Raw genomic sequence first — 24,796 nt, 5'->3', positions numbered from 1 at the left:
CGCGCTCCGCGGTCTGCCCGTGGGTTCCCTCGTTGAGGCCGACGTCAGCCGCACGAGGCCCTCTTCGTGATCGCTGCCGACCTTCTTCCCCAGCGCCCCGCCCCCGGCTCCACGTGATCGCGGCTGCGTTCCCATCACCGCCTCAGCCAGTGCGGTTGATCCTCCAGCTTGCGATGAGCCGGCCCCGGACGTTCGGAGACGACGGGTCACCCGCGTCCGATTTCTGTGGATCGTCTGAGTCCAGTACAGCGCAGCGGTGCTTCGGTGACCCCGTCGCCCACGCTGCTGGTGACCTGGTCAATGCCACAAACTAGCCCGGCACGGTGGAGACGTCGTTAGCGGTGAGCGTCAGCTGCTCAGCGTGGTGTGCCAGTCCAGTCGTGCGGGGCCAGGTGGCGGTATTCGCTCGGGGCAGGCCGTAAGTGGTGCGGAAGGCCCGGGTGAAGTCGGCGGGACGGTCAAAGCCCCGGCGGGCGGCGGTGGCGTGGGTGGGCCGGGTGACCCGCCTCGGATCGGCCAGGTCGCGGCGGGCGCGTTCGAGCCGGTGGTGGCGGATGAAGGCGGTGCCCTGGCTCTGGAAGAGGCGGTGCAGGGAACGGGACGGGATGTGATGGGCCGCGGCGATCAGGTCCGGGCCGAGGCGGGGGTCGCCCAGATGCCGGTGGATGAAGGCATGGATGCGTATGATCGGGGTCTGCTGGTGGGTCTCGGGCGGGAGCACGCGGTCGCCACCGAGGTGGTGGGCGATCAGCGAGGCGGCCAGGTCGAGCGCCACGCCGCCCAGCCGCGAGGCCTCCGCGGGCGCGTAGCCAGTGGTGTCGGTGGCCAGGGCGTCCTGCCATTGGCATGACAGGACGGGCGCTGGGCGTGGCGCGACAGGCCAGGCGCGAGGGCGGGGCTCCTCTTCACGGCCGTGCCACTCCGCTGTTGCCATCGGCGATGTCAGCGGCTCCGCAGATGCGCAGCATGGTGGCGAGGTGCATGCGGACCGCGTCCAGGTAGTCGACGATGTCGACACGCTCGTCCGGCATGGTGTTGTAGCGTCCGCCCGGACCGCAGACGACACCGGACATGCCGGCGGAGTGCATCAGATGTCCCGCGTCGCTGCCGTAGAAGCAGTAGGGCGTCAGCGGGCCGTTGGCCTGATCGGTTCCGCGTACCTCGTGGTGGGCGGCGGCGACGGCGCGGACCACCGCTGGGTCCAGGTCGGCGGCGAAGGGCGGGAAGTCGGGCTTTCCGGATTCCGGGCCGTGCCGCCCGACCTCGGCTCCGAGGCCGGGGAAGCGGGGGAGCAGCTCGGTCTCGAACAGGCTTCGGATGTCCCCCAGGACATCCTCCGGGTTCTGGCTGGGAGCGAACCGGGCGGCCCCCGACAGGCGTACGATGTCGGCCACTTGAGGGGGCCTGGTCTCATTGAACTCCCGGGACAGGGCTCCGCGGATCACACCGACGTTGGCCCGGTGCACCGAGCGGTGCTCGGCGTTCGCCGCGCCGCCGAACGTCATGGCGTTGATCCGGGGTATCAGTTCGCAGGCGGCCATGATGGCGTCCACCGCCTCCTCCCGCTTGGACAGGTGGCGGGTGGCACCGGTGAGTTCGATGCTGAAGTGCACCGAACCGGCGTGCAGGGTCAGGGCGTTGAGATCCGTCGGCTCGCAGTTGACGAAGTGGTCGGCCCTCAGTCCCTCGCCGATGAGCTTCAGCGTTCCGACGCCGCCTTGGAGCTCGCCCACGACGAAGGTCAGGACGACATCGCCGCGCAGCCGTGTCCCGTGGGCCAGGAGCGTCTCCACGGCGGCGAGGTATGAGGCACACCCCGCCTTCATGTTCGACACGCCCAGTCCGTACACGAAGCGGTCGTCGGTCACCCCGCCCCAGGGGTCGACGGTCCAGCCCTCCGTGAGCGGGTTGGTGTCCAGGTGTCCGTTGAACATCAGGCTTTCCCCGCCGCCGGTCCCGCGCAGCCGTCCGACCGCGTTGAAGCGGCCGGGGGAGACCGGGATCAACTCTGTTTCCAGGCCCGCGTCGCGCATGCGGTCCACCAGGCGCCGGGCGAGTTCGCCTTCCCCCGGTGTCTCGGTTCGGCTGTCGACCTGGATCATGTCCCGCAGCAGGTCGAGCGCGCCGTGCGGGTCGGGGTGGAGGGTGCTGCTCATGGTGTGACGGGGTGTCCTTCGTTGCGGGGGACGGTGGAAGGGGGGTGCCGACTGTCAGCGGAGCGGCTCCAGGCGGCGGCCGGCCCGGAGTCCGGCCGGCATGCCGGCCCGGACCGCTTCGCGGCCCGCGATCAGCACGGTGTGCACACCGGCCGGCGGCACGACCGGGGTGCGGTACGTGGCCAGGTCGGCGACCATGGCCGGGTCGAGGAGCACCAGGTCGGCGAAGGCTCCGGGGACGACGCGGCCGCGCCCGCCGAGGCCGAACGCGTCGGCGGCGCGGGAGGTCATGGCGGCCACTGCCTCGGGGAGCGTCAGCAGGCGCTCCTCCCGGACGTACCGGCCGAGGACCCGCGGGAAGGTGCCGTACCCCCGCGGACGCGGATGGCCGCCGAACCCGGGCGGGGCGGCGTCCGTGCCGATGGTGGTGTGCGGGTGGCGCAGCGCCGCGGCCACGTCCGACAGATCCATGCACTCCACGATCATGTTGGTTGCGCTCGCAGGCCACTATGCGGATCAGCGCTTCGAAGGGATCGCAGCCCGCGGTCGGATCGTGACCGGGGAAGAACGCGGTGGCGATGACGGTGGCCTGGAAACCGTAGACACCGAAGTCGAACCACTCGACGAAGTTGCCGGCGGCTCCGGCCGTGCCGCCGAGCGGCTGGCCATGACCCAGCCACCGGTGAGTCGGCAGGTGCGGGCGCTGGAGAAGGTCGTCGGCGTCCCCCTGTTCGACCGCACCTCGCGCCACGTCGCGCTCACCCCCGCGGGCGAGGTGCTGCACGCGGAGGCGGCCCGGACCGTGACGTTCTGGGGCCGCGCGGTCCAGGAGGCCGCCCATGTGGCCCGCGGGCTTCGCCGCGCTCTGGTGCTCGGCTGCGTCGAGGCGGTCGCCCTCGAACTGCTCCCCTCGGTCGTCAACGGGATCCGCCGCACCCATCCGCAGGACGAATGGGAACTGCGGGAGGGGGACACCTCCGACTTGCTGGCGGGTCTGCACGCCCGCGAGCTGGACTGCGCCGTGGTGCGGGGCCCGGTCGCCGCCGATGCAGAAGTCCTGGTACGGCCGTTGTTCGACGACCCGCTGGTCATGGCGTTGCCGTCCGCGCATCCGCACGGCGGATCGCCCATCGAGTGGTCCGCCCTCGCCGAGGAGGATTTCGTGGTGTACCGGAGGGACGTCAGGCAAGGTCTGCTTCCAGTGCTCCTCGATGGCTGCGCACGGGCCGGTTTCACCCCGCGCATCCGGTACCAGGCCACCGCGACCGAACTGCTCCTCGGCCTGGTGGCGGCCGGTGACGGGGTGGCTCTGGTCTCCTCGGCGGTGGCCCGCTCCCCGCGGGCCGGTGTGCGGTTCGTCCCGCTCGCGGGTGGCGGTGTCACCTCCCCGCTGTTGTTCGTGTGGCGCCGGGGTGCCGCGGTGGGCGCCGTGAAACGGATCGGCGACATGCTGTGGCGGGCGGCGGCGGAACGTTGCGGCGAACCGCGCGATCCCGCGGTGCCGTGACCGAGGTGGCCGACGCGGACGCCGGAATGCCGCTACCAGGCCGGCCAAGACCGGGGTCCGCGTCGCTGCCTGTGGGATCCCCGCTGCCACTGGGCCAAGGCCATCCTCACCGCACGTGCATCCTCACCGAGGTCGACACTGGCAGCTTCGCCAGGAAGCAGTATCCGGCCGAGCCCCGGTTGGCTTCGTTCACGTCAAACGGCAGCATTTGGCCGCCTGTTCGGGCAGCAGGTGGTGATCTTGAGGTTCATTGCTGTTCACGAGAGCCAGCAGCAGTATGGCCGCCTGTGCTCGTGAGGGTGGCGGGTGGTGCGGGTGGTGCGGGTGGTGGGGATCATGGGCCTTGTCAGCCAGCCACCGGGACGAGGGTGGTGCGGTCGAACGGGCCTCCGTGTGAGGCGGCGTATGCGACGGCGTCGTTGACGGCATCGAGGCCGAACGACCGGACGTGTTCGGGGGCGAGGTCCAGCGTGCCCGAGGCGAGGAGCCGGATGATGCCGACGTTGGCTGTGCGCGGGTACATCCACTGCCCGCGCACGGTGACCGAGTTGCGCATGATCCATGGGTACGGGAGTGCGAGGTCGTCGCCACCGAGCATGCCGACGCCGCCCATGAGGACGACGCGGCCGTACTCGCGCACGGTCATGGCCGCCGCGCGCGACGCGGAGCTGGGTGCGCTCGGCGGGAGCAGGTCGATCACCATGTCGATCGGGCCGTCGCCCGCCGCGGACATTGCCGCGCGGTCGGTGGCCTCGTCCCCGGTCAGCGGGACCGGGCGCAGACGCGGACCGAACCGGTCGGCGAGGAGGTCGAGCGCGGCCTGGTTGCGGCCTGGGGCGACCACGCGGCCCGCTCCCATCGCGAGCGCGAGCGCGACCGCGCTGCTGCCGAGGTTGCCGGTGGCCCCGCTGACGAGCAGCGTCTCGCCGGCTGCGAGCCCGCCTGCCAGCAGCCCGCCGTAGGGGATGGTGTGCACGCTGAGTGCGGCCCAGCGGGCCGGGTCGTCCCCTGCCACGGCGGGCAGCGGGAAGACGTTCTCCGTCGGGACCCGCATACGTTCGGCGAACGACCCGTCGTGCAGGTACCGGGCGAGCCGCGCGCCGCCCTCGCCGCGCGAGCTCCAGCCCTGAAGCGTGATGTCGGGCGTCAGGGCGTCGTCCCGCGAGCGCACCGTCGAGTCGCACCACACCAGGTCCCCGACGCGCAGCCGGGTGGCGTCCGGGCCGACGTGGACGATCCGCCCCACGCCGCCGATACCGGGCACGACGGGAGGGACGAGGGGGTAGTTCCGCTTGCCGCCGAAGACCTCGGCCGCGTAGGGCGCCACGCAGGTGGCGAGGACCTCGACCACCACCTCACCGCCGCCGGCCTCGGGGTCGGGCACCTCCCGCACCGTGAGCGGGGCGCCGAACTGCGTCAGAACTGCTGCTCGCACGTGATGACCTCCATGTTCGTCCGTGCTCGTGGGATCGACACTAGGAGCTGGGTGATCATGCGGGAAGCGATGATCTGGCATTCGTGGTATGCGTATGCCGCATGGACATCTCCAGCGCGGAACTGCGGTTCCTGCGCCAGATCGCTGATTCCGGCAGCTTCACCGGGGCAGCTGCCAGGCTCGGCTACACGCAGTCGGCCGTCTCACGCCAGGCCGTCTCCCTCGAACGCGGCGTGGGCACCACCCTGTTCGAACGCCGCCCTGACGGGGTACGGCTCACCCCCTCCGGCTTGACCCTGCTGCGGCACGCCCACACGGTCCTGGCCTCGCTCGCGGCGGCCGAGCGTGATCTCACTGGCACCGTCCCGCGGACCGAACTGGTGCGGCTCGGGATGCTCCTGAGCGCGGGCGCGGCGATCCTGCCCGCCGCACTCGCACACCTCGCGGCGGCCGGCCCGCAGATCACGGTCACCACCAGCGAGGGCACCACACCCACGCTGATCCGGGCGCTGCGCGCGGGCTCGCTCGACCTCGCCGTGCTGACGTCCCGCCCACCCCACCGGCCCTTCGACGGCGACTCGCCGCGCCTGCACGTCGAGACCGTCGCGGACACCGAACTGGTCGTGGCGGTGCCGTCGACCGGGAAGTTCGCCGGACGCACCACGGTGCACGTCGACGAACTGCTCGACGCCGCCTGGATCGCCACCCCGTCATCGAGCTCCGAGCCGCTGCTCGGCGTCTGGCCCGGCCTGCTCGGACGGCCGCGCTTTTCGCGCCCTCGCGGCCGCGAATAACGGCCGCCGGCAGCCAGTCTTCCGCCGAGTCACGCGGGCTTGTTGCCGGTGGACACGCCCAACGTGGCACTGGTCGGGGTTTCGTGTCCGATTCCCCCGGGACTCGCGGCCGTCAGATCGCCGGACGCTTCATCGTTATCCCCGCTACCCCTTTCTCGCGCGCTACCACCACCGACCACGAGGCGTGGCGAGCCCTCGTACGCACGCTGGAGTCCCTGCTCCGGTTTCATGAGCATGCTCCGGGCACGCTCAGCGAGATGAGCGGGCATGAAATCGCCGTCTCCTACGTCAGCCGTCTGGCCGCTGCCCTGTAGATGCCGACCGGCGGTCGGGAAGGCGCCGACACCTGGGTGCGGGTCCGCTGATTCCGGCCTTCGGACGCGTCGGTACAGCGGTCATTTGCGCGATTGATCGTGGAGAGGGCGCCCGTCACGCCGGTCGGCAGTGCCTGGGCGCTACCGGGTGAGAAGAGCGCCGACCGTCTTGCCGCCGGCCGTCCGGTGGTGGGTCACCGCGGTGGTGCGGGCGAGGCGGTTGACCATGGGCCAGCCGAAGCCTCCCGTGCCGCCGTCCAGGTCGGAGGTGCGCATGCGGGGTGCCTGCGGACTGCTGTCATGCATGGCTACCTCGATGCCGTCCGGGTGCGCGGTCAGGTCCAGGGCACAGGTGCCGCCGCCGTGGCACAGGGCATTGGTGACGAGTTCCGAGACGACCAGGGCCACGGTGTCGGCGGCCTCGGCTGCGATCGCTGGAACGAGACCGTCGAGGAAGTCCCGGATGCTCTGGCGTGCACCGGCCACGGATGTCGCGGAGCGGACGGTCGCGACGTTGACGCTCATCGTGTCCATCAGGTCACCCTGGTCTCTGGATCGTCAATGCCTGGTCCAGTCTGCCCGGTGCTCGTGCCCGGGCCTGCGGCGGATTGACCGCTCGAAGCCCCGGCTGTGGAGCGTGCCTGGCCGATCCTCCCCGCAGTCGGACGGGGAAGCTGTGAAGCTCGCGGCATCGAGGCCCGCGCAACGGCGCTGCTCAAAGCGGGTGTCCCCGGCTGGAGTGGGGCCACCGCGGGCCCTTCTGCGGTCGAGGACGACTATCTCTCTGGCTAGTGCGCGGAAATCTGTGTCGGCCAGAGTAGACATTGGGCGGTGGTGTGGTTATGGTTTCTCTCGTAGCCGAGATCAAGCAGGGCCCGGCAGAGACGAACTGCCGGGCAGCAGTACACGCAGGTGCAGTTCGTAGGACGGTGCGGTGGTGGAGTTTCGAAGCCAGAGTTGTTGCAGGACGGCGACGAGGCTGACGACCGGACCGGGTGGCCCGCAGTGATCAGGGGCCGCCGTGAGCAGTACCGCAGTAGCAGTTCAGTAAGTGCAGTTCGCAGTACCAGCAGTACGCAGTTCCCGTTTGGTAAGTAGTTCATCCAGAGGGAAAGAACGGAGGAGTTGAGCGCCATCAGGATCGCCTGGGCGGAAGTCTTGGGCCCGGGTACCGCAGGACATCGATAGTGAGGTGGTCTCCGGTCAAGCAACCGCGATCCCCGCACCCCCGACAGCATTCAGGTCGGGTCTGCGGAAACAGAAGGCCGACGCAGCACCAAGGTCGGCAGATGGTGTAGCAGTTCCTTCGGGGCCCTGGTGCCATATGGCACCAGGGCCCCTCCAAGCGTTCCACAGAGAGGTGCAATGACAGCAGACGACTCGTACAGCCGTCTCGACGACGACGACTACCCCGCCTACACCATGGGCCGGGCCGCCGACATGCTCGGCACCACCCAGGGCTTCCTCCGCGCCATCGGCGAAGCCCGCCTGATCACCCCGCTGCGCTCCGAGGGCGGCCACCGCCGCTACTCCCGCTACCAGCTGCGCATCGCGGCCCGCGCGCGTGAACTTGTCGACCAGGGCACGCCCATCGAGGCCGCCTGCCGCATCGTCATCCTCGAAGACCAGCTCGAAGAAGCGCAGCGCATCAACGCCGAATACCGCCGTGCCGCTGAATCTGTGAATTCACCGCCCGAGGTCTGAGCTGGTGCACGCCCGCCGGGTGCCGGCAGCCCCGCACATGCGGGGCGTGGCGCATGGGTCGTTTCCTTTGGTGACGGAGTGCGTGGACTGCTGCCTGACTTTCCCGCCCGCGCTCGGAGCGTACGGCTGCCCCCGGGCAGGCCCTGCTGTCCGACGGGTTCACCCGAGCAGTCGGCGTCGGCCTTCAGGCGACGGTAGGGGATCTGGGCGTACGGGATCAGGGCCGGGCAGCACAACAGCTGTGCGGCCCTGATCCGTGTTGGGACCGGCATACGGGCCGATGAGGTCGGCGCCGGGCTGAACGGTACCGATCGTGCCACCGGAACAGTCGTGCCCTCCGAGCCGTGAACGGCGACCGCTCTTCCTGAAACCCTGCGCTCCGGGCGGATCAATATCTATGACCGCGACGTGAGGGTTTAACGCGCCATGCGGAGAAAGTTGTTACTACAACGGACAGAGTGGAATCATTTAACGTGCACAGACCGCTACGGCATGCTAGTGTCGATCTCAGTTGCAGTTTGATTCCCAAACTTGAAGCGCCCTCATTGGTATTTTCAGCCGCTGGGGAAGCATTTTGTATTTCCGGTCATTTTCCGGGTGGGGCATCATAGCGGCGACCCGATATCCGCGCATTGCGGATCCCGGCGTACTGCCCCAAAGGAGATATGACATGGCGTCTGGCACCGTGAAGTGGTTCAACGCGGCCAAGGGTTTTGGCTTCATCGAGCAGGACGGTGGCGGCGCTGACGTGTTCGCCCACTTCTCGAACATCGCCGCCCAGGGCTTCCGTGAGCTGCTCGAAGGCCAGAGGGTCACCTTCGACATCGCGCAGGGTCAGAAGGGCCCGACGGCCGAGAACATCGTTCCCGCCTGATGCCGACTCGCACTTTGTAGCTGGGGCCCGCATCCCTCGGGTGCGCGGGCCCAGCTACGGGCATTTCCCGCAGTGGTATCACCTGTGGGACAACATCGCCCGCAGACCCTACCGCAGGGATGCGCGTCACTTCGGAGTCACACCCGTCGACGTCGCGGATTTCACGTACACATGACGTCGCCATTTCATCTCCTGCACTCGCACCAGATTCACTGCAAGCCAGATTCGCTTTCGCATTCTATTCGGCCCGTTCCTGTGATTCCCCGCGCTGCTCTTCCGCTGCGGGAATTCCTTGATACGTGCCGTATCAAGGAAGGTTTTCCATGAATCCCACCCGTACGAACGGCCGCTCCTCCCGCACCCGTACCGACGGCCCCGCTTTCCGCTCCGGCGCCAGTTCGGGCCGGGGTAGCCGTTTCGGCTCGCCCGCCCCGAGCCGTTCAGGTGGTCCGCGCCGCTCGGGCGGCCACGGCCGGCGGCCCGCAACGGCCCAGGGTGAGTTCGCCCTGCCGAAGACGATCACTCCCGCGCTGCCTGCCGTCGAGGCGTTCGCCGACCTCGACATGCCCGAGCAGCTGCTGGCCGCGCTCACCGCACAAGACGTGAACGTCCCGTTCCCGATCCAGGGCGCGACCCTGCCCAACACCCTCGCCGGCCGCGACGTCCTCGGTCGCGGGCGCACCGGCTCCGGCAAGACCCTCGCCTTCGGCCTGGCCCTGCTGGCCCGCACGGCCGGACAGCGCGCCGAGCCCCGCCAGCCGCTGGCCCTGATCCTCGTGCCGACGCGTGAGCTGGCCCAGCAGGTGACCGACGCACTGACCCCCTACGCCCGCTCGGTGAAGCTGCGCCTGGCCACCGTCGTCGGCGGAATGTCGATCGGCCGTCAGGCCAGTGCGCTGCGCGGTGGCGCCGAGGTCGTCGTCGCTACGCCGGGCCGCCTCAAGGACCTCATCAACCGGGGTGACTGCCGGCTGAACCAGGTCGCGATCACCGTCCTGGACGAGGCCGATCAGATGGCCGACATGGGCTTCATGCCCCAGGTCACCGCGCTCCTGGACCAGGTCCGTCCCGAGGGCCAGCGGATGCTGTTCTCCGCCACCCTCGACCGCAACGTCGACCTCCTGGTCCGCCGCTACCTCACCGACCCGGTCGTCCACTCCGTCGACCCGTCCGCAGGCGCGGTCACCACGATGGAGCACCACGTGCTGCACGTCCACGGCGCCGACAAGCACCGGACGACGACGGAGATCGCGGCGCGTGAGGGCCGGGTGATCATGTTCCTGGACACCAAGCACGCCGTCGACCGGCTGACGCAGGATTTGCTGAACAGCGGTGTCCGGGCCGCCGCCCTGCATGGCGGGAAGTCGCAGCCGCAGCGCACCCGGACTCTGGCCCAGTTCAAGACCGGGCACGTCACCGTGCTCGTGGCGACGAACGTCGCGGCGCGCGGCATCCACGTCGACAACCTCGACCTCGTCGTCAACGTCGACCCGCCGACCGACCACAAGGACTACCTCCACCGCGGTGGCCGTACCGCGCGGGCCGGCGAGACCGGCAGCGTCGTCACCCTGGTCACCCCCAACCAGCGCCGCGACATGACCCGCCTCATGACGGCCGCCGGCATCGTGCCCCGGACCACCCAGGTCCGCTCCGGCGAAGCCGCACTCAGCCAGATCACCGGTGCCCAGACACCCTCCGGTATCCCCGTGACGATCACCGCGCCGGTGGCCGAGCGGCGTAAGCGCAGCGCGGCCTCCCGCGGCCGACGCAGCCCCGCTTCGGCTGCCCGGCGCGTGACCGCGCGGCAGTCCTCCTTCGATGCGAAGGCGGCCTAGGACCTTCGTGATCAGAAAACTGGCCCATCTCTGCAGGAGGTACGTTTTGACGCTGGTTCAGATGCAGCCCCGCTCGGCGAATGCCATCCCCGTGCCCGGGACGGAGGCCGACGCCATGGACACACCCGGACCGCAGGTCTGCGACGACATGACCATCGAGGTCGCCCTGTCCGTCATGGCAAGCGCCCGCACCGGGCACCTGCTCGTCTGCGACAACGACGGGCTGTGCACCGGACTGGTCACCCAGGCCCAGCTCGCCGCAGCCCGCGACAGGTCCACGTACACGGACCGGGTCCAGCTGCGCGACATCCTCGGCGACCACGGGCCGTCCACCTCGCCCGTGACCACGATGACCGAAGCCGAGCACGCGATGCGCTACCGCCGGCACGATGCCCTGCCTGTCGTCGACAAACAAGGCAGCGCTCCGGGTGTCCTCGCCCTTGGCCGCTGAACCACCTCACCGCGGCGGAACCATCCCTACTCGTTCTTCTCCTTATGAGGCATCATGCGCTGTGTCATCGCCCGCTTCCCGTTCGACCTCACCAAAAGCGGCGTCCTGGAATCCATGAAGGGCGTCAAGCCCGAACAGGTCACCGGCGAGTCCGTGATCATCGGCCGCCGCGCATACCCCGTCAAGCAGGTCGGCCAGGTCATCACACGCCAGGACCGCCGTGATTTCAGCGCCGGCGAAGTCCTCCGGGCCATGACCCAGCTCGGCTTCACCTGCCGCGGCCTTCCCCAGGCCGCCGCGCCCGCGCGCGTCCCCGACCCGTTGCAACAGGCTTCCGCGATGCTCGGCGCCCCTGCGGCCGTCTGACCGACGGGCAGGCGCGAGCCGCCACCAAAACAGCAGTGAGGGTCCGACCGGGATGCGCCGGTCGGACCCTCATCGCGTACCGAGGGTTTCTCGGCGGGACGGTGGGTCAGTGGTCGGAGTAGCTGAAGTCGCCCATGGTCCAGGCGCTGACGTCCTCGATCGCTACGCGGTACATCCCGCCCGTCTCCGGGATCCCCACCGCGCCCTGCAGAATCCGCGCCACATGGAAGTGCAGATGCGTGGGCGGCCCCTCCTTGCGCGTCGTAGCGGTGAAGACGGCGGAGAAACCGCTCAGGCGGGCCGAGTCCGCCAGGACCTCCGACACCCGCTGCCTCCAGAGGGCTTCGGGAGCCAGCCGGCCCGTGATGACAGCACCACCGGCGACCACGGTCAGAGACATCTGATTGCTGTGCCCGGACTCCACCAGGGCGGCGACATCAACGAGCAGTTCGTCAGGCTTCGACATGAGAGGCGATTATAATTGCCGACCGTCCGGTCAGCTTAAGCAGTGGTGCTACATGAAAAATGCAAGATCGAACTGCGCAGACGGGGACGACGCGGACCATTGCGTTCCTTCTTCGCCCAGCTAGGCCGTGTCCTGTGAATGTCGCTGATCGGTCGACGACAGAGGTGCAATCGCGAGACACAGGGGCCCCGCTTCCCGAGGTCATTAGGCTGAGAGGCGATGGACGAACTTATCGCCCCGCTCTTGAAGCATCTGGACCGAGAGAATCCAGGGGGCCTCGTCGGTGTCTACCTGTACGGCTCCGCCAGTACCTCTGGGCTGCGTGCGGGCAGCGACATCGACCTGCTCATGGTCACCCACCGCTCACTGACGGCACCTGAGCGTGCGGCGCTAGTCTCGCTGCTGTTGAGCATCTCCGGATGGCACGGCCACGCCGAACGCTTCCCCGACGCGGCGCATCGGCGGCCCATCGAGCTGACCAGCATCGTCATCGCCGACGTCCACCCATTGACAGACACGCCTCGCTGCGACTTCCAGTACGGCGAGTGGCTTCGCGCGGACCTCACCGACGGCCACCTTCCTCAGCCCACGAACGATCCCGACGCCGTCGTCCTTCTGGCCACTACTCACTCGGCGTGCCGAGTGCTGCGTGGCCCCGCGTTCGGTGACGTTGTCACCTCTGTCCCGTCCGAGCTGCTCAGGAAAGCGATCCTTGCCGTTATCCCGGACATCTTGGAAGAGATCGGCGGCGATGAGCGCAATGTGCTCCTCACCCTGGCGCGCATCCTCGTCACGCTCGACACCGGCCAGATCGTCTCCAAGGACGCCGCCGCTGAGGCCGTCGCGCAGACGCTCACGACAACCGATCGTGATCTGTTGGAGCGAGCCCGAGCCGGCTACCTCGGCACGATCACCGACAACTGGACCGGTCTCACCTCGCGGGTGACCGAACTCGCCCACACCCTCGCAGACCGAGCACAGCAGCACAGCTCGCCGAGATGTGACCTGTGAGCCCTTGGCCGGGCAGTAACGTGCCTGATCATGGCCTGGCGCAACGACCTCATCGACGAGCAGTGGGCGTTGATCGAACCATTCCTGCCCTCCTCCGGACGGGGTGGACAGTGGCGGGACCACCGGCAGGTGGTCAACGGCATCCTCTGGCAACTGCGCACCGGCGCGCCCTGGAGGGATGCGCCCGAACGCCACGGGCCATGGAAGACTCTGCACGAGCGCCTTCGCAGATGGACCGCTGATGGCACCTGGGACCGCATCCTGTCTCACGTCCAGACCGGACAGGCTGACGCAGGCAAGATCGAGTGGGTCTTCTCTATCGACTGCTCGGTGGTGCGGGCCCATCAGCACGCCGCTGGTGCGCGTAAAAAAGGGGATGCGCCGCAGCCTGGGTTGAAGAGCTCGCGCAGGATGCTGAGGGGCGCGGCCGTTCGCGGGGCGGCCTGAGCACCAAAATCCACCTGGCCACCGATGCACGGGGGCTGCCGGTGGTCGTGATCTGCACGCCTGGTCAGGCCGGGGACAACCCGCAGTTGCTGGCTCTGCTCGACCAAGTCCGTGTGAACACCACCGGGCCAGGCCGACCCCGCAAACGCCCGGACTGCGTACTGGCCGACCGCGCCTACTCCTCGCCCGCCACACGACGGGCACTCAAAAAGCCCGGGATCCGGTTCGTCTCCCCGGAGAAGAAGGACCATGCATCCCACCGGCTGCGCCGGGGACCGAAGGGCGGGCGCCCGCCCGCCTTCGACCAAGCCGTCTACACGGGCAGGAACGTGGTAGAGCGGTGTTTCAACAAGCTCAAGCAGTTCCGGGGGCTGGCGACCCGGTATGCCAAGAGGGCCGCCTACTTCCGGTCGTTGGCCGTCATCGCCGCGATCGCGCTCTGGCCACGCTGATTCACAGGACAGTCCCTCGCCACCGTACACACACGCAGCCTTAGTCCCCATGCCTGCGCCCCTTCGGCGCCGCGCGCTACGTGTTCCGGCGACCTCGTGGTCGTTACCGCGCCCTCGGGCCAGCTTGAGCCGGGTGAGGAACCACTGCTTGCCCGTGGTGCGGCGATACTCGAGCGCCTACGACGTCCACCGCGCGAAGGTCTTCGGCCGCTGCGAGCCGAAGACCGGAGTCGTGCCCTTCATGGCCCTGGTCACCCAGCTCATGGCCCAGGAGCCTCATGCCGGCGCTAGACGTGTCTTCCGGATCGTCGACAACGGTTCCTCCCGTCGAGGGAAGAATGCCATCGAGCGTCTCACCACGGCCTTTCCGAACGCGGTCATGGTCCACACCCCTGTCCACGCCTCCTGGACGAACCAGATAGAGATCTTCTTCTCCATCGTCCAGCGAAAGGTCGTCCAACCCAACGACCTCACGGACCTGTCCCAGGTCCGGAACCGGCTTCGCGCCACTGCTCCTGCTCGCCGTCACCGCCTTCGCCACTCACCGGCTCTCGGTCGCCGACGCTGCCTGAATCCGTCCAGGCGGTGCGGGGTGATTTTCCTTCTTCCGGGTGGTCTTTCCCGGGCTGTGCCGCCGTGCGTGCGTCTGGCCGCGGAAACTCTGACGGACAGGGGTGGCAGGCTGAGGAGGGGAAATGACGGGCAACACGGTTCTGTTCGCGGTCCGGGAGCACCCCGGGGGTGACACGGCCGGGGCTGAGCAGCTGCGCAGGATCCGTGCGGCGGTCGAGGCCGCCGGGTTCGCGGTGCGGTGGGCCGGTACCGGCCCCGAGGCCCGGACGGTGCTGCGCACCGAGGCCGGTCTGGCAGCGGCGTTGGTGGACTGGGAGCTTGATCCGGAGGGCGGGCCGGACGGCGAACCGGGCGGTGCCGCGGTGCTGTGCGACGTCGGACGGCGGTTCCAGGGTCTGCCGGCTTTCCTCATCGCGGCCGACGAGGGCTTCGAGGACCTGCCGCTGTGGGTGTCGGAGACCGTGGTCGGGTACGTCTGGCCGGAGGAGGACACCGCCGCTTTCATCGCCGGACGGATTTGCAGCGCTGCCCGCGCCTACCGCGAGGCCGTTCTGCCGCCGTTCTTCAAGGCGCTGCGCCACTTCGACGATACGCACGAGTACTCCTGGCACACTCCGGCCCATGCCGGCGGCGTCGCCTTTCTGAAGTCACCGGTGGGCCGGGTCTTCCACGACTACTTCGGGGAGCGGCTGTTCCGCAGCGATCTGTCCATCTCGGTCGAGGCGCTCGGTTCCCTTTTCGAGCACACGGGGCCCATCGGCGAGGCGGAGCGGAACGCCGCCCGGGTCTTCGGCGCCGACCTCACGTACTTCGTCCTCCACGGCGATTCGACCTGCGATCGCCTGGTTGGCCACTTCAGCGTGACCCGTGACGAGATCGCCCTCGTGGACCGGAATTGTCACAAGTCGGTGCTGCACGGCCTGGTCATCTCCGGCTCGCGGCCGGTGTATCTGATCCCTACGCGCAATGGCTACGGTCTCTCCGGGCCGCTGCCCCCGGGCGAGATCCAGGCGGATACCGTGACCGCCCGCATCGGGGGAAACCCGCTGGCGCGCGACGCGCTCTCCCCCCGGGCCCAGTACGCGGTCTTCACCAACTCCACTTACGACGGCCTGTGTTATGACGCGGTTCAGGCCGCCCGAGGATTCGCGGCCAGCACGCCCCGGGTTCACTTCGACGAGGCGTGGTTCGCTTATGCCCGCTTCCACCCCCTCTACGCCGGGCGCTACGGGATGTCGGTAGGGCCCGACACCTTCCCGGGCCCGCATCGGCCCACCGTCTTCGCCACCCAGTCCACCCACAAGCTGCTGGCCGCGCTGTCGCAGAGCGCCATGGTGCACATCAAGCCCGCGCCCCGAGCCCCCGTGGAGCACGACCGGTTCAATGAGGCGCTGATGATGCACGGCACCACCTCTCCGCTGTATCCGATGATCGCCTCCTTGGACGTCGCCACCGCGATGATGGACGGGCCACAAGGCCGCTGGCTGATCGACGAGGCGGTGACCGAGGCGGTCCGCTTCCGCCAGGCGATGGTGCGGATCGGCCGTCGCATCAAGGCCGCCGGTGATCGTCCCGCCTGGTTCTTCGGGGTCTGGCAGCCGGAGACGGTGACCGATCCGTCCAGCGGTGAGCGGCTGCCTTTCGACGAGGCCCCGGCCGAGCTGCTGCGTACGGAACCGTCGTGCTGGGAGCTGGAGCCCGGGGCGGATTGGCACGGATTCCCCGGGCTCGGCCAGGGATACTGCATGCTCGATCCCCTCAAGGTGACCGTGACCTGCCCAGGGATCAACGCAACGGGCCGAATGGCCGATTGGGGCATTCCCGCCCGGGTCCTCACGTCCTATCTGGCCGCCCGGAACGTGGTGGTGGAGAAAACGGACAGTTACACCGCCCTGGTCCTGTTCTCCATGGGTATCACCAAGGGCAAGTGGGGCACGCTCCTGGACGCCCTGATGGACTTCAAGTCCCTCTATGACGAGGACGCACCGCTCGACCGTGTCCTGCCCGGACTGGTCACCGCGTATCCGAACCGCTACACCGGCGGGACGCTGCGCGGGCTCTGCCAGGAGATGCACGACTATCTGCGTGCGGTGAGCCTGGTCCAGCTGCTGGACACTGCCTTCCAGGAGCTGCCGGAGCCGGTCGTCCCCCCGCAGTTCTGCTATCAGCGGCTGATCCGCGGCGGCACGGAGCGGGTGCGGCTGGCCGACGCGGCGGGCCGGGTGGCCGCGGCCATGGTCACCGTCACGCCGCCCGGTATCCCGGTGCTGATGCCCGGCGAGGGCATCGGCACCGTGAACGGTCCGCTGCTGCGCTATTTGACCGCCCTTGAATCGTTCGACCGCTCCTTTCCTGGGTTCCGCAGCGAGACCCACGGGGTGACCATCGACTCCGAAACCGGCGACTATCTGATCGAGTGTCTGTCTCGGGGGGAGGAAGCCCACCACGGTGCCCTGGGCGAGCCGCGCGAGATTGTCGTTCCGGCCCCAGCCACGGCGGACCCGGCCACGGCCCTCGCCGATGACGCCGTGCCCGCAGAAGCGGAAGCCCTGTCCTGAGAGCGCCTCCTCCGCGACGTCGGCCCCTTCAACTGCGGATGCCAGCCCGCGTCCACCGCCGCAGGCGACGGGCGTGCCGCGCGAGCAGGTCCGTGGCCAGCTCGGGCTGGGGCGTGCTTCTTGACCTACGCGATCCTCTGGGACGAGGGCTGCGGGCGTCGAGTACGACATCCGGAGCTGGTCATGCAGCGCGTTCGTAGGCGTGGAGAGCTGCCCTTGCCGGAAATCTCATCCGTCCTGGTGGGGCTGGTGCATCGGGTCTCCCGAAACCTGTCCGCGGTCGCTCGAGCCGGCGCTCTCGCGCAGCTGCTGTCAGCGCGTCATGATGATCGATCGTGCTGCTGCGACTGGCCTACCTGGGTGTGTCAAACGCGTTCGCGATGCTTCGCCTGCTGCCGATGACCGACCGGGACAAGGACGCGGAGATCCCCGGCCTGTGCCGCCAGATCACCGTACTGGAGCGCCAGCTCGGCAAGGACAAGGTCCGGTTCACGCCGAGCGATCAGCTGCCCTGGCGGCGGTGCTGCACCGGCTGCCACTGCACGTCCTGCGAGGGTTACGGCCGCTCGTACGCCCACGTACGCCCACGTACGCCCACGTACGCCCACGTACGCCCACGTACGCCCACGTACGCCCACGTACGCCCACGTACGCCCACGTAGGCCCCGGGGGCGCCGCGCGGCGGGCGTAACCGACTGCGCCCACCGCCTGCGGAGCAGGCGGTGGGTTCAGCCTGCCAGCCGCTGCAGCCATTCGCGCAGCAGTGCCGTCTCCGTGTCTCGCAGAGGTACCCCGGTGCCCGCAGCCGGGGGCCCGGTGGTGAGCGCGGTGTGAAGTGCGGCATCGAGGGCGAGCGCGCGCGAGGCCAGATCCGACCCGGATGAGGCGGGCGAGTCCGTGGTGATCGAGGCGATGACGGTGTCCCGCAGCCGTGCCGAAGTGGTCAGGTCCCGCTGCGAGGACGCTTCGCCGATCAGCGCCAGCGTGGCACCCGTTGTCGCCGCGTGGATGACGCGGGTCGCCTGCTCCACCGGAACCCGAAGGCGCCCGGCGTCGGCCGCCCGGCCCAGCAGTCTCACCAGCAGGGAGTGCGCCTCGTCCGCGGCCGGGGGCCGCCGCCCGGGCTGCACAGTGCCGTACATGAGCATGTAGAACGCGGGATGCTGCACTCCGAAGTCGACGTGCAGGTCCCAGCCGCGGTAGAGGTCTGCCACCGGGTCGTCGGGGGTCAGCGCCAGTGCCTCGCGTTTCTCGGCCAGGTACATCTCGAATCCGTAGGCGGCCAGCTCGGCCAGGAGCCCGTCCTTGTCGTCGAACATCCGGTACAGCGCGGGAGCCGTGATGCCCGCGGCTGCGGCGACAGCGCGCGTGGAGACCGCCTCGCTGCCGCCCTCCTCCAAAAGCTTGGCGGCCACCTGCAGCACCTGGCGCCGCGCGGCGCGTCGTCCCTCGCTCATGGAACAACGATATCCCATTTGGCGTAGCGCCGCTCTATCGGTGATACGCTCAAAAGCGGAACGTCGATCCATGCTGATGGTGACCGACGCTGCCCGGGACACCCGGGCGTGCGCCACGCCCTGGCCTGGGCCGCCGGCCCCCTACCCGTGGAGCAGTGCGGCCGACCGCCGCAGCGGGCAGCCCATCGTCCGTCGGCACCACCACCGAACACGCCGCCATCGCGGCAGGAGAGGAACACCCATGTCCGATATCTCGATCGTCATCGCCTCGCACTCCGGCTACGGCCACACCGCGCAGATCGCCACAGCCGTGGCCGATGGCGCGCGCTCCATCGCCGGGACGCACGTCCACCGCGTGGACGTCGCCTCCCTCAGCGACGCCGACTGGGAACTGATGGACGCCGCGGACGCCATCATCTTCGGCACCCCCACCTACATGGGCACCGCGTCGGGGGCGTTCCACGCCTTCGCCGAGGCCACCAGCAAGCGGTGGATGACCCGCGCCTGGAGCGACAAGCTCGCGGCGGGATTCACCAACTCCGGCTCCATGAGCGGCGACAAGCTGCACACCCTGCAGTACCTGGCGCTCCTGGCGGCCCAGCACGGAATGCTCTGGGTGAGCCTGAACCTCCTGCCGGGCTGGAACACCACCACATCCAGTCCCCAGGACGACAACCGTCTCGGCTTCTACCTCGGCGCCGGTGCACAAAGCTTCAACGACACCCCCGCCGTCCACGACTCAGACCTGAACACCGCCCGCCACCTCGGCCGACGCGTCGCCGAGCACACCCGCATCCACCGCGCCGGACTGACCGCCGCAGCGCACTGACACAACGGTCCGCCAAAAATTACCTTCTAGTTTCTTTCAGAGGAGTGAGCCATGCAGCACCGGACACTCGGAAAGCAGGGTCTTGAGGTCTCGGCGATCGGCTACGGCGCGATGGGCCTGACGATGGCCTACGGACCCACCGACGAGGAGGCCGGCGTAGCCGCCCTCCGCCGCGCGCACGACCTGGGCGTCACCTTCTTCGACACCGCCGAGATGTACGGCTGGGGCACCGGATCCAACGAGATCCTGGTCGGCAAGGCGGTCAGGGACTTCCGCGACGACGTGGTCCTGGCCACCAAGTTCGGTGTCGACATGTCCGTGCCTCCCGAGCAGATCGGCGGCGCTCTCAACAGTCGGCCCGACAACATCCGAAAGGTCGCCGACAACAGCCTGCACTACCTCGGCGTGGATCATATCGATGTCTTCTACCAGCACCGCGTCGACCCCGAAGTGCCCATCGAGGAGGTCGCGGGCACCGTCAAGCAGCTGATCGACGCGGGCAAGGTGAAGTACTTCGGCCTCAGCGAGGCCGGACCCGAGACGATCCGCAAGGCGCACGCCGTGCAGCCGGTCTCCGTCCTGCAGACCGAGTACTCCCTGTTCGAACGGGACGTCGAGCAAATCTTCCCCGTCCTGGACGAACTCGGCATCGGCTTCGTCGCCTACTCCCCCCTCGGCCGCGGGTTCATCACCGGCACCGCCAAGCCCGCCGGCCAGTACGAAGCCGCCGACATGCGCAACGTCGACCCGCGCTGGCAGCCGGGCAACTTCGAGAAGAACGTCGAAGCCGTCGACCGGCTCGCCGAGCTCGCGGCGACCAAGGGTGCCACCGTCTCCCAGCTCGCCCTGGCCCGGCTCCTGGCCCGGGGCGAGCACATCGTGCCGATCCCCGGCACCCGCAGCCCGAAGCGCATCGAGGAAAATGCCGGCGCCGCCGACCTCACCCTCACCGCCACCGACCTCAAGGCCATCGACGTGATCCTGCCTCAGGGCGGCTTCGGCGCACGCTACACCGAGGGGCACGTGCCCACCTGGATCTGAGATCCACCCCGGGACAGATGCACTCAGGTCAGCTCCGGTGAGATCAGCGCAGGTCGGCGGGAGCGAGACGGATGGTGTTGCGCGGCTGCATCCGGATGCGTATGGGCATGGGCGTGTAGGCCGTTTTGACCGGCTCGACGGCGTGTGGCGCGGCTCGGGGCGGCCGGGGAGGCCGGGTGAGGCGGCGGACCATGAGGGTTACGGAGGTCCAGGTGAGGTGGGCCTCGCTGTGGGAGATGAGCCTTTCGTAGTCGCGGACGTTTCTGCGCGCTCTCATGACCCACGAGATCGCCCGCTCGACCCGCCACCGCTTCGCCAGGACGGCGAAGTCCACGATCGGGTGGCGCTTGCGCCCGTTGATCAGTTTTCCGCCGTCGAACCCGCGGGTTTCCACAGTGCGCCAGGGCATGCCGAAGTCGACCGGAACGCTTACTCCGGAACTCGGGCCGGTACGGACAGGCATGCCGCGCCGGCGCGGTCGCGAGCATCGGCGCGTGGCTTCGTGGCGGTGGACTTGGAGGCGGCTTGCAGTGTGTCCTATGTGGTGGGGCGGCGGTAGCGTTTGTAGCAGCGCAGGGGGTGGCGAGGCCGAGGAACGCCAGGTAGTTGCGGGGATCGTGTTCGTAGCGGGCGATGAGTCGGTGGTAGCCGGCCGGCCACGAGTGTGCTCGATGCCCCAGCGCTCCTGCCAGGAACCGTATCAACGCGGCGCATCGTCCAATCCTGCAACAGGAGATGCATGAAGAGCCGTGCAATGCGGAGGGATGGTGACCATGTGGTTGCTGTGGCTGTTTCTACTGGCAGGTCCCGTCATCATCGGGATCGGTATCCGCGAGGCCGCGCTCCAACGCCGTCTCCTGCGTGAAGGGATCCACACCGATGGCCTGGTGGTCCGCCACCGCATCAAGCACACCGTAGGAAAGAAGCCCATCTACTTCGCGGTGGTCAGCTTCGGTGATGCACAGGGCAATCAGCACGAGTTCGAGTCCAACCTTTCCGGAGTCGAGGGTCTGCCCGTGAGCGGTCGGGCCCCGGTGCTCTACCTCCCCGGGGCCCCGAAGAGCGCACGACTCGACGTCTCCTCGAAACGGATCGGGGGCATCGTGCTTGCTTTCGCGATCGGCATCGTGTGGACGGCCGTCCCGATCTGGTTGCTCCGGCGGCCGGTAGGCAGCTGGTGGTGTGTTGTACGTGCTGTGAAGCGCCGGTGGTGTGAGAAGTGAGGTTGCCCCTCAAGTTGCCTCTCGGGTTGCTCCTCGAGTCGCCCTTCAGGTTGCCTCGGGCTCCGAGTACGAGAAGATGACGACACTGCAGGTCAGGGCCCGTGGTCAAGGGGTACCGGCCTCGCCGACTACTTCTCACAAGTGCCCCCGTACTTCTGAGCAGTACCTCCCATACCGACCACGCCCGATACAGGAGTGCTCCTCAATGCCGACCAGGTCTGATCAGAACCTGTCGCATCTCGGATGTTGGGCGGGCACCCTCCTGGTGGGCCTGCTGGTCTCGTCCTGGGCGCCCGTGCGCGGCGGGTGCTTCTCGATAGGGTCGGCGTCGTTGCCTACGTCAGCGGAGAGGCGCTGTGGATCGCCATCTTGAGAGGGGCCAGATCTACCGGGCCTGTGCTCCGGTTGACGGGCCGCCCCGGTAGGTGCGGATCCTGCGGCGGTCCAGCGGCCGACGCTACTGGATCGCTGAGGCGGCCACAAGCAAGCGGGAGCGCGACATCGCTGTGGGCCAGCTGCACGGGTACCCGGCCGGCCGGGGCGGCGGCGGGCGGCGCACCGGGTAGGTCCATGTCTCCACCCACGAGCGGTTCATCGGCTTGGTGGACCAGACGCTGCGCGGGCACCCCGTGTCCGGCGCGCCGGGGCTGCTGAGGTCGTAGGCCCGCCCGGCCTGACCGCCTCCCACCGCACCGTGGCCTCCCCCTGGCGAACCGTGCGGCCGTCGGCTGGCCGATGGGAAGAGGTCCTCGAGTGAGACGCACAGCTGCCGCACACCCGCGGAGCCGGACCGGGTGAATCACGCGCTGGCGGCCAAGGTCGCCGGACTCCTTGACAACCGGTACCCGTTCTCACCTGCGCAGCCAGTTGCTCGCCCGACAGGGTGGACAACAGGCTGACTGCCGTCGAGGGGGCCGTGGCCCGGGGAACGGTAGGGCATGGGCGATGAGGAGGACAAGAAGGCTCTGCTGGGTCGGCTTTCTCTGCTGGCGGATGCCGGAACGGCGCTGGCGAGCACGCTGGACCTGCTGGAGGGACTGCGACGAGCGTGCCGGGTGCTGACCGGGCGGCTGGGTGACTGGTGCGTGGTCGACCTGCTGGACGAACGTGGCCGGCTGGAGCGGGCTGTCGTTTCCCACCGCACCCCCGAGGTGGTGGCTTCCGGTGGATACGAAGGACTGCTTCCGCCGGTGCCGCAGGATGCCGCCGGGCCGCTGCCGCGGGTGCTGCGCGGGGCAGGCCCGCTGCTGCTCACCGACATCCCCTCGCCGAACCGGGCAGCGAACCCGCTGCACGCCCGGCAGCTGGAGCTATTCGAACAACTGGCCGCCCGTAGCGCCATCATCACCCCGCTGCGGGCCCGGCGCGAGGTCCTCGGCGCCTTGACCGTGGCCCGCACCGATGCCGACCACCCCTTCACCAAGAACGATCTCCCGTTCATCGAGGCCTTGGTCCGCAGTCTGGCGCTGCAGGTGGACAACGCGCGGCTGCACCAGCAGACCCAGCGCATCGCGGAGCGCTTCCAACGCGACCTGCTGCCCGAGCTGCCGCATATCGACCATCTCCAGATCGCCGCCCGCTATACCCCCGCGCAGGCCGTCGCGCAGGTGGGCGGCGACTGGTACGACGCCTTCGTCCTGCCACAGGGCGATACCGTCCTGGTCATCGGTGACGTCACCGGCCACGACCTGCAAGCGGCGATTGCCATGAGCGCCCTGCGCAACATGCTGCGCGGAATCGCCGTGGACCGCCAAGAGCCCCCCGGTGAGGTCCTGCGCCGCTTGGACCTCACCATCCACACCCTGTACCAGGAGGCGACCGCGACATGCATCTACGCCCTGGTCAAAGGCCCTCAGCAGGGCGGCCTCTGGGGGCTGCACCACGCCTCCGCCGGACACCTGCCTCCCCTGCTGATCACCGCCGACGGCGACACCCGCTACCTCGAAACAGGCGCGGGACTGATGATCGGCGTCGACCCCGCGCACCAGCGCCCGACCGCCTTCGATGTCCTGCCCACCCACTCCACCGTCCTGCTGTACACCGACGGACTGATCGAACGCCGCAGCGAATCACTCGACCACGGGCTCACCCGGCTACGCCAGCACGCCGCCCCACTCTGCCGCGAGCCACTGGAGACCTTCTGCGACGAACTGCTCAATGGGCTGGCCGCCGACACCAATGACGACGCCGCCCTGCTCGCCGTCCGTCCAGCCCCACCGACCCATACTGCGTGAAGGCCACGCGGGCTCGAGGCTGCAGTAGCCGAGGACCGGCGATCCGCCCTTGCCCTACTGCGCCGTACGGCGGCCGCGGAGGCCGACGCCCGGCGAGCGTACGGGACGGCTCTCGGCCCTCACCACCTCCACCATCTCCGCCACGTGGCTCAGCCCCCGCACCCCACCCGCACCCGGTTCGTTGACCCCGGCGAGCTGTCCGATGCACCTCGCGGCTGCCGGCTCAAGGGCGACGGCGTCCACCACGCCGCGCGCGGCATCGCACGCCTGCACAACCTAGCCCTTACCGGATAGTGGCTCAGCATCCCCTTGAATCCGGGCATGCAGATGCATGTCATGCCACCCATCCGCATGCCGAAGTGCACTGCGTCGAACGCCCTCAAATGTAAAACCGGCCTTGTCTGCGACCCTGCAAGACGCCTCGTTGCGGTCAGAGTGCGCAAGTTCCAGACGGTGGAAGTCCACCTCCTTCAGTGCCCAGTCGGACAGCGTGGTGAGAGAGCGCGGTGCGACGCCATGGCCGCGGGCGTGGGGCAGAACCCAGTACGCGCATTCAGCAAGCCCCTGAAAGAGATCCATCCAGCGCAAGGCCACCCGGCCCAGGAGCTCACCGCCGACTGCATGGGTGACCACCCACTGGGCCCCGCGCTCCTCCTGCCACTGTCGGCCGGCAGCCGCAATCCACTCCTCAGCTTCCGCCCGCGAGGTCATGCGACGCATAGACCAGCGCCGGATCGTCGCGTCCTGGAAGGCGCCCTGCAAGACCACGGCGTCCTCTACCGCCCAAGGGCGCAAGAGCAGCCCTTCATCGGACGACAAGAGCGAGGGCTGGACGGAACTGGACAGACTCCCCGCCGGGACGACTGGCGCAATCAACAGACTCATGGCCAACATCATCACCTTGCCGGGAACGGGGTGCCAAACCCCCTCTTCCTGCCAGGCCCGTAGCCAGTGACCAATCATCGAAGATCACTTACTGATCTTTTCGTAAGTTCGGTGGGTGTGGTGGCCGTGTGGGTGGGAGGCTGTCGGGGTGACATATCAACCTTCCCCTTCGGTTGCCGGCTCC

General features: G+C 68.8%; 24 protein-coding genes and 2 pseudogenes. 16 read left to right on the top strand and 10 right to left on the bottom strand.

Annotated elements, in window-relative coordinates; translation table 11 throughout:
* Nucleotides 1-310: 310 nt before the first annotated feature.
* The 3 genes from ACFYOY_RS46955 to ACFYOY_RS46945 all read right to left on the bottom strand — a co-directional run bounded on the left by ACFYOY_RS46955 (nt 311) and on the right by ACFYOY_RS46945 (nt 2,627).
* Entirely contained in the window at nt 311-775 is a 465-nt protein-coding gene (locus ACFYOY_RS46955) for a helix-turn-helix domain-containing protein (RefSeq protein WP_351902029.1), read from the bottom strand.
* 130 nt (nt 776-905) lie between these two features.
* Entirely contained in the window at nt 906-2,156 is a 1,251-nt protein-coding gene (locus tag ACFYOY_RS46950) for a M20/M25/M40 family metallo-hydrolase (RefSeq protein ID WP_351902031.1), read from the bottom strand.
* Nucleotides 2,157-2,210: 54 nt separating this feature from the next.
* Nucleotides 2,211-2,627: an amidohydrolase family protein gene (locus ACFYOY_RS46945; RefSeq protein WP_388594128.1), complete on the bottom strand. Its 417-nt coding sequence runs from the start codon at nt 2,625-2,627 to the stop codon at nt 2,211-2,213.
* 82 nt (nt 2,628-2,709) lie between these two features.
* Between ACFYOY_RS46945 and ACFYOY_RS46940 the strand changes: the two genes are divergently transcribed.
* Nucleotides 2,710-3,663, top strand: coding sequence for a LysR family transcriptional regulator (locus ACFYOY_RS46940; protein WP_351902035.1), 954 nt, complete (start codon nt 2,710-2,712; stop codon nt 3,661-3,663).
* A 346-nt stretch (nt 3,664-4,009) separates the two neighbouring features.
* On the opposite strand, the gene ACFYOY_RS46935 is transcribed toward ACFYOY_RS46940, so the two are convergent.
* On the bottom strand, nt 4,010-5,098 hold the full coding sequence (locus ACFYOY_RS46935) for a zinc-binding alcohol dehydrogenase family protein (protein WP_351902037.1): 1,089 nt from the start codon (nt 5,096-5,098) through the stop codon (nt 4,010-4,012).
* 101 nt (nt 5,099-5,199) lie between these two features.
* Here ACFYOY_RS46935 and ACFYOY_RS46930 point away from each other — a divergent pair, with 101 nt between their 5' ends.
* A complete protein-coding gene (locus ACFYOY_RS46930; RefSeq protein WP_388594125.1) occupies nt 5,200-5,892 on the top strand; it encodes a LysR family transcriptional regulator in 693 nt (230 codons plus the stop codon).
* A gap of 455 nt (nt 5,893-6,347) precedes the next feature.
* On the opposite strand, the gene ACFYOY_RS46925 is transcribed toward ACFYOY_RS46930, so the two are convergent.
* Nucleotides 6,348-6,740: an ATP-binding protein gene (locus ACFYOY_RS46925; protein WP_351902043.1), complete on the bottom strand. Its 393-nt coding sequence runs from the start codon at nt 6,738-6,740 to the stop codon at nt 6,348-6,350.
* 831 nt (nt 6,741-7,571) lie between these two features.
* On the opposite strand from ACFYOY_RS46925, the gene ACFYOY_RS46920 reads away from it, so the two are divergent.
* The 5 genes from ACFYOY_RS46920 to ACFYOY_RS46900 all read left to right on the top strand — a co-directional run bounded on the left by ACFYOY_RS46920 (nt 7,572) and on the right by ACFYOY_RS46900 (nt 11,436).
* The gene (locus ACFYOY_RS46920) at nt 7,572-7,910 is read left to right on the top strand and encodes a MerR family transcriptional regulator (protein WP_351902045.1); all 339 of its coding nucleotides are present in this window, start codon (nt 7,572-7,574) and stop codon (nt 7,908-7,910) included.
* Nucleotides 7,911-8,580: 670 nt separating this feature from the next.
* Nucleotides 8,581-8,784 carry a cold-shock protein gene (locus tag ACFYOY_RS46915; RefSeq protein WP_351902047.1) on the top strand — a complete coding sequence of 68 codons (204 nt, stop codon included), beginning with the start codon at nt 8,581-8,583 and terminating at the stop codon, nt 8,782-8,784.
* A gap of 323 nt (nt 8,785-9,107) precedes the next feature.
* The gene (locus tag ACFYOY_RS46910; protein WP_351902049.1) at nt 9,108-10,619 is read left to right on the top strand and encodes a DEAD/DEAH box helicase; all 1,512 of its coding nucleotides are present in this window, start codon (nt 9,108-9,110) and stop codon (nt 10,617-10,619) included.
* A gap of 46 nt (nt 10,620-10,665) precedes the next feature.
* Nucleotides 10,666-11,070: a CBS domain-containing protein gene (locus tag ACFYOY_RS46905; protein ID WP_351902051.1), complete on the top strand. Its 405-nt coding sequence runs from the start codon at nt 10,666-10,668 to the stop codon at nt 11,068-11,070.
* Between the two features lie 54 nt (nt 11,071-11,124).
* Entirely contained in the window at nt 11,125-11,436 is a 312-nt protein-coding gene (locus ACFYOY_RS46900) for an SCO5918 family protein (RefSeq protein WP_351902053.1), read from the top strand.
* A 106-nt stretch (nt 11,437-11,542) separates the two neighbouring features.
* Here the strand turns inward: ACFYOY_RS46900 and ACFYOY_RS46895 are convergent, their stop codons facing one another.
* Nucleotides 11,543-11,902 (bottom strand): hypothetical protein, encoded by a 360-nt coding sequence (locus ACFYOY_RS46895; RefSeq protein WP_351902055.1) that lies wholly within the window; start codon nt 11,900-11,902, stop codon nt 11,543-11,545.
* Nucleotides 11,903-12,121: 219 nt separating this feature from the next.
* On the opposite strand from ACFYOY_RS46895, the gene ACFYOY_RS46890 reads away from it, so the two are divergent.
* The 4 genes from ACFYOY_RS46890 to ACFYOY_RS46875 all read left to right on the top strand — a co-directional run bounded on the left by ACFYOY_RS46890 (nt 12,122) and on the right by ACFYOY_RS46875 (nt 17,605).
* A complete protein-coding gene (locus ACFYOY_RS46890) occupies nt 12,122-12,913 on the top strand; it encodes an aminoglycoside adenylyltransferase domain-containing protein (RefSeq protein WP_351902057.1) in 792 nt (263 codons plus the stop codon).
* A 30-nt stretch (nt 12,914-12,943) separates the two neighbouring features.
* Nucleotides 12,944-13,812, top strand: a protein-coding gene (locus tag ACFYOY_RS46885) for an IS5 family transposase (protein ID WP_388594119.1) whose coding sequence is annotated in 2 segments (ribosomal slippage) — nt 12,944-13,289 and nt 13,289-13,812 — 870 coding nt in all. Because the reading frame shifts where the segments join, the coding sequence is not laid out codon by codon here.
* A 695-nt stretch (nt 13,813-14,507) separates the two neighbouring features.
* The gene (locus tag ACFYOY_RS46880) at nt 14,508-16,943 is read left to right on the top strand and encodes an Orn/Lys/Arg decarboxylase N-terminal domain-containing protein (protein WP_351902059.1); all 2,436 of its coding nucleotides are present in this window, start codon (nt 14,508-14,510) and stop codon (nt 16,941-16,943) included.
* 335 nt (nt 16,944-17,278) lie between these two features.
* Nucleotides 17,279-17,605 carry a hypothetical protein gene (locus ACFYOY_RS46875; protein ID WP_388594115.1) on the top strand — a complete coding sequence of 109 codons (327 nt, stop codon included), beginning with the start codon at nt 17,279-17,281 and terminating at the stop codon, nt 17,603-17,605.
* Between the two features lie 66 nt (nt 17,606-17,671).
* Here ACFYOY_RS46875 and ACFYOY_RS46870 read toward each other — a convergent pair whose 3' ends face one another.
* Nucleotides 17,672-18,400, bottom strand: a complete 729-nt coding sequence (locus tag ACFYOY_RS46870; RefSeq protein WP_351902063.1) for a TetR/AcrR family transcriptional regulator — start codon at nt 18,398-18,400, stop codon at nt 17,672-17,674.
* Nucleotides 18,401-18,641: 241 nt separating this feature from the next.
* Between ACFYOY_RS46870 and ACFYOY_RS46865 the strand changes: the two genes are divergently transcribed.
* Together ACFYOY_RS46865 and ACFYOY_RS46860 are read left to right on the top strand one after the other, a co-directional pair.
* Nucleotides 18,642-19,229 carry a flavodoxin family protein gene (locus ACFYOY_RS46865; protein ID WP_351902065.1) on the top strand — a complete coding sequence of 196 codons (588 nt, stop codon included), beginning with the start codon at nt 18,642-18,644 and terminating at the stop codon, nt 19,227-19,229.
* Between the two features lie 51 nt (nt 19,230-19,280).
* The gene (locus ACFYOY_RS46860) at nt 19,281-20,270 is read left to right on the top strand and encodes an aldo/keto reductase (protein ID WP_388594113.1); all 990 of its coding nucleotides are present in this window, start codon (nt 19,281-19,283) and stop codon (nt 20,268-20,270) included.
* A 43-nt stretch (nt 20,271-20,313) separates the two neighbouring features.
* Here ACFYOY_RS46860 and ACFYOY_RS46855 read toward each other — a convergent pair whose 3' ends face one another.
* Nucleotides 20,314-20,679 (bottom strand): hypothetical protein, encoded by a 366-nt coding sequence (locus ACFYOY_RS46855; RefSeq protein WP_388594111.1) that lies wholly within the window; start codon nt 20,677-20,679, stop codon nt 20,314-20,316.
* Between the two features lie 128 nt (nt 20,680-20,807).
* Nucleotides 20,808-20,941: pseudogene (locus ACFYOY_RS46850) on the bottom strand (IS5/IS1182 family transposase); the annotation flags it as partial.
* 93 nt (nt 20,942-21,034) lie between these two features.
* On the opposite strand from ACFYOY_RS46850, the gene ACFYOY_RS46845 reads away from it, so the two are divergent.
* The 3 genes and pseudogenes from ACFYOY_RS46845 to ACFYOY_RS46835 all read left to right on the top strand — a co-directional run.
* Nucleotides 21,035-21,493 carry a DUF3592 domain-containing protein gene (locus ACFYOY_RS46845; RefSeq protein WP_388594109.1) on the top strand — a complete coding sequence of 153 codons (459 nt, stop codon included), beginning with the start codon at nt 21,035-21,037 and terminating at the stop codon, nt 21,491-21,493.
* Between the two features lie 938 nt (nt 21,494-22,431).
* On the top strand, nt 22,432-23,727 hold the full coding sequence (locus ACFYOY_RS46840) for a GAF domain-containing SpoIIE family protein phosphatase (RefSeq protein WP_351902070.1): 1,296 nt from the start codon (nt 22,432-22,434) through the stop codon (nt 23,725-23,727).
* A gap of 210 nt (nt 23,728-23,937) precedes the next feature.
* Nucleotides 23,938-24,021 (top strand): annotated as a pseudogene (locus ACFYOY_RS46835) (IS5/IS1182 family transposase); the annotation flags it as partial.
* Here ACFYOY_RS46835 and ACFYOY_RS46830 read toward each other — a convergent pair.
* Entirely contained in the window at nt 24,004-24,612 is a 609-nt protein-coding gene (locus ACFYOY_RS46830; RefSeq protein ID WP_388594107.1) for a GNAT family N-acetyltransferase, read from the bottom strand. The pseudogene ACFYOY_RS46835 and the gene ACFYOY_RS46830 overlap by 18 nt on opposite strands.
* Nucleotides 24,613-24,796: the final 184 nt, after the last annotated feature.

This window comes from Streptomyces sp. NPDC007875 (assembly GCF_042868035.1).
Classification (GTDB): domain Bacteria; phylum Actinomycetota; class Actinomycetes; order Streptomycetales; family Streptomycetaceae; genus Streptomyces; species Streptomyces antimycoticus.
Note: the sequence above shows the minus strand (reverse complement) of the source record. Positions and strands in the feature narration are given on the sequence as shown.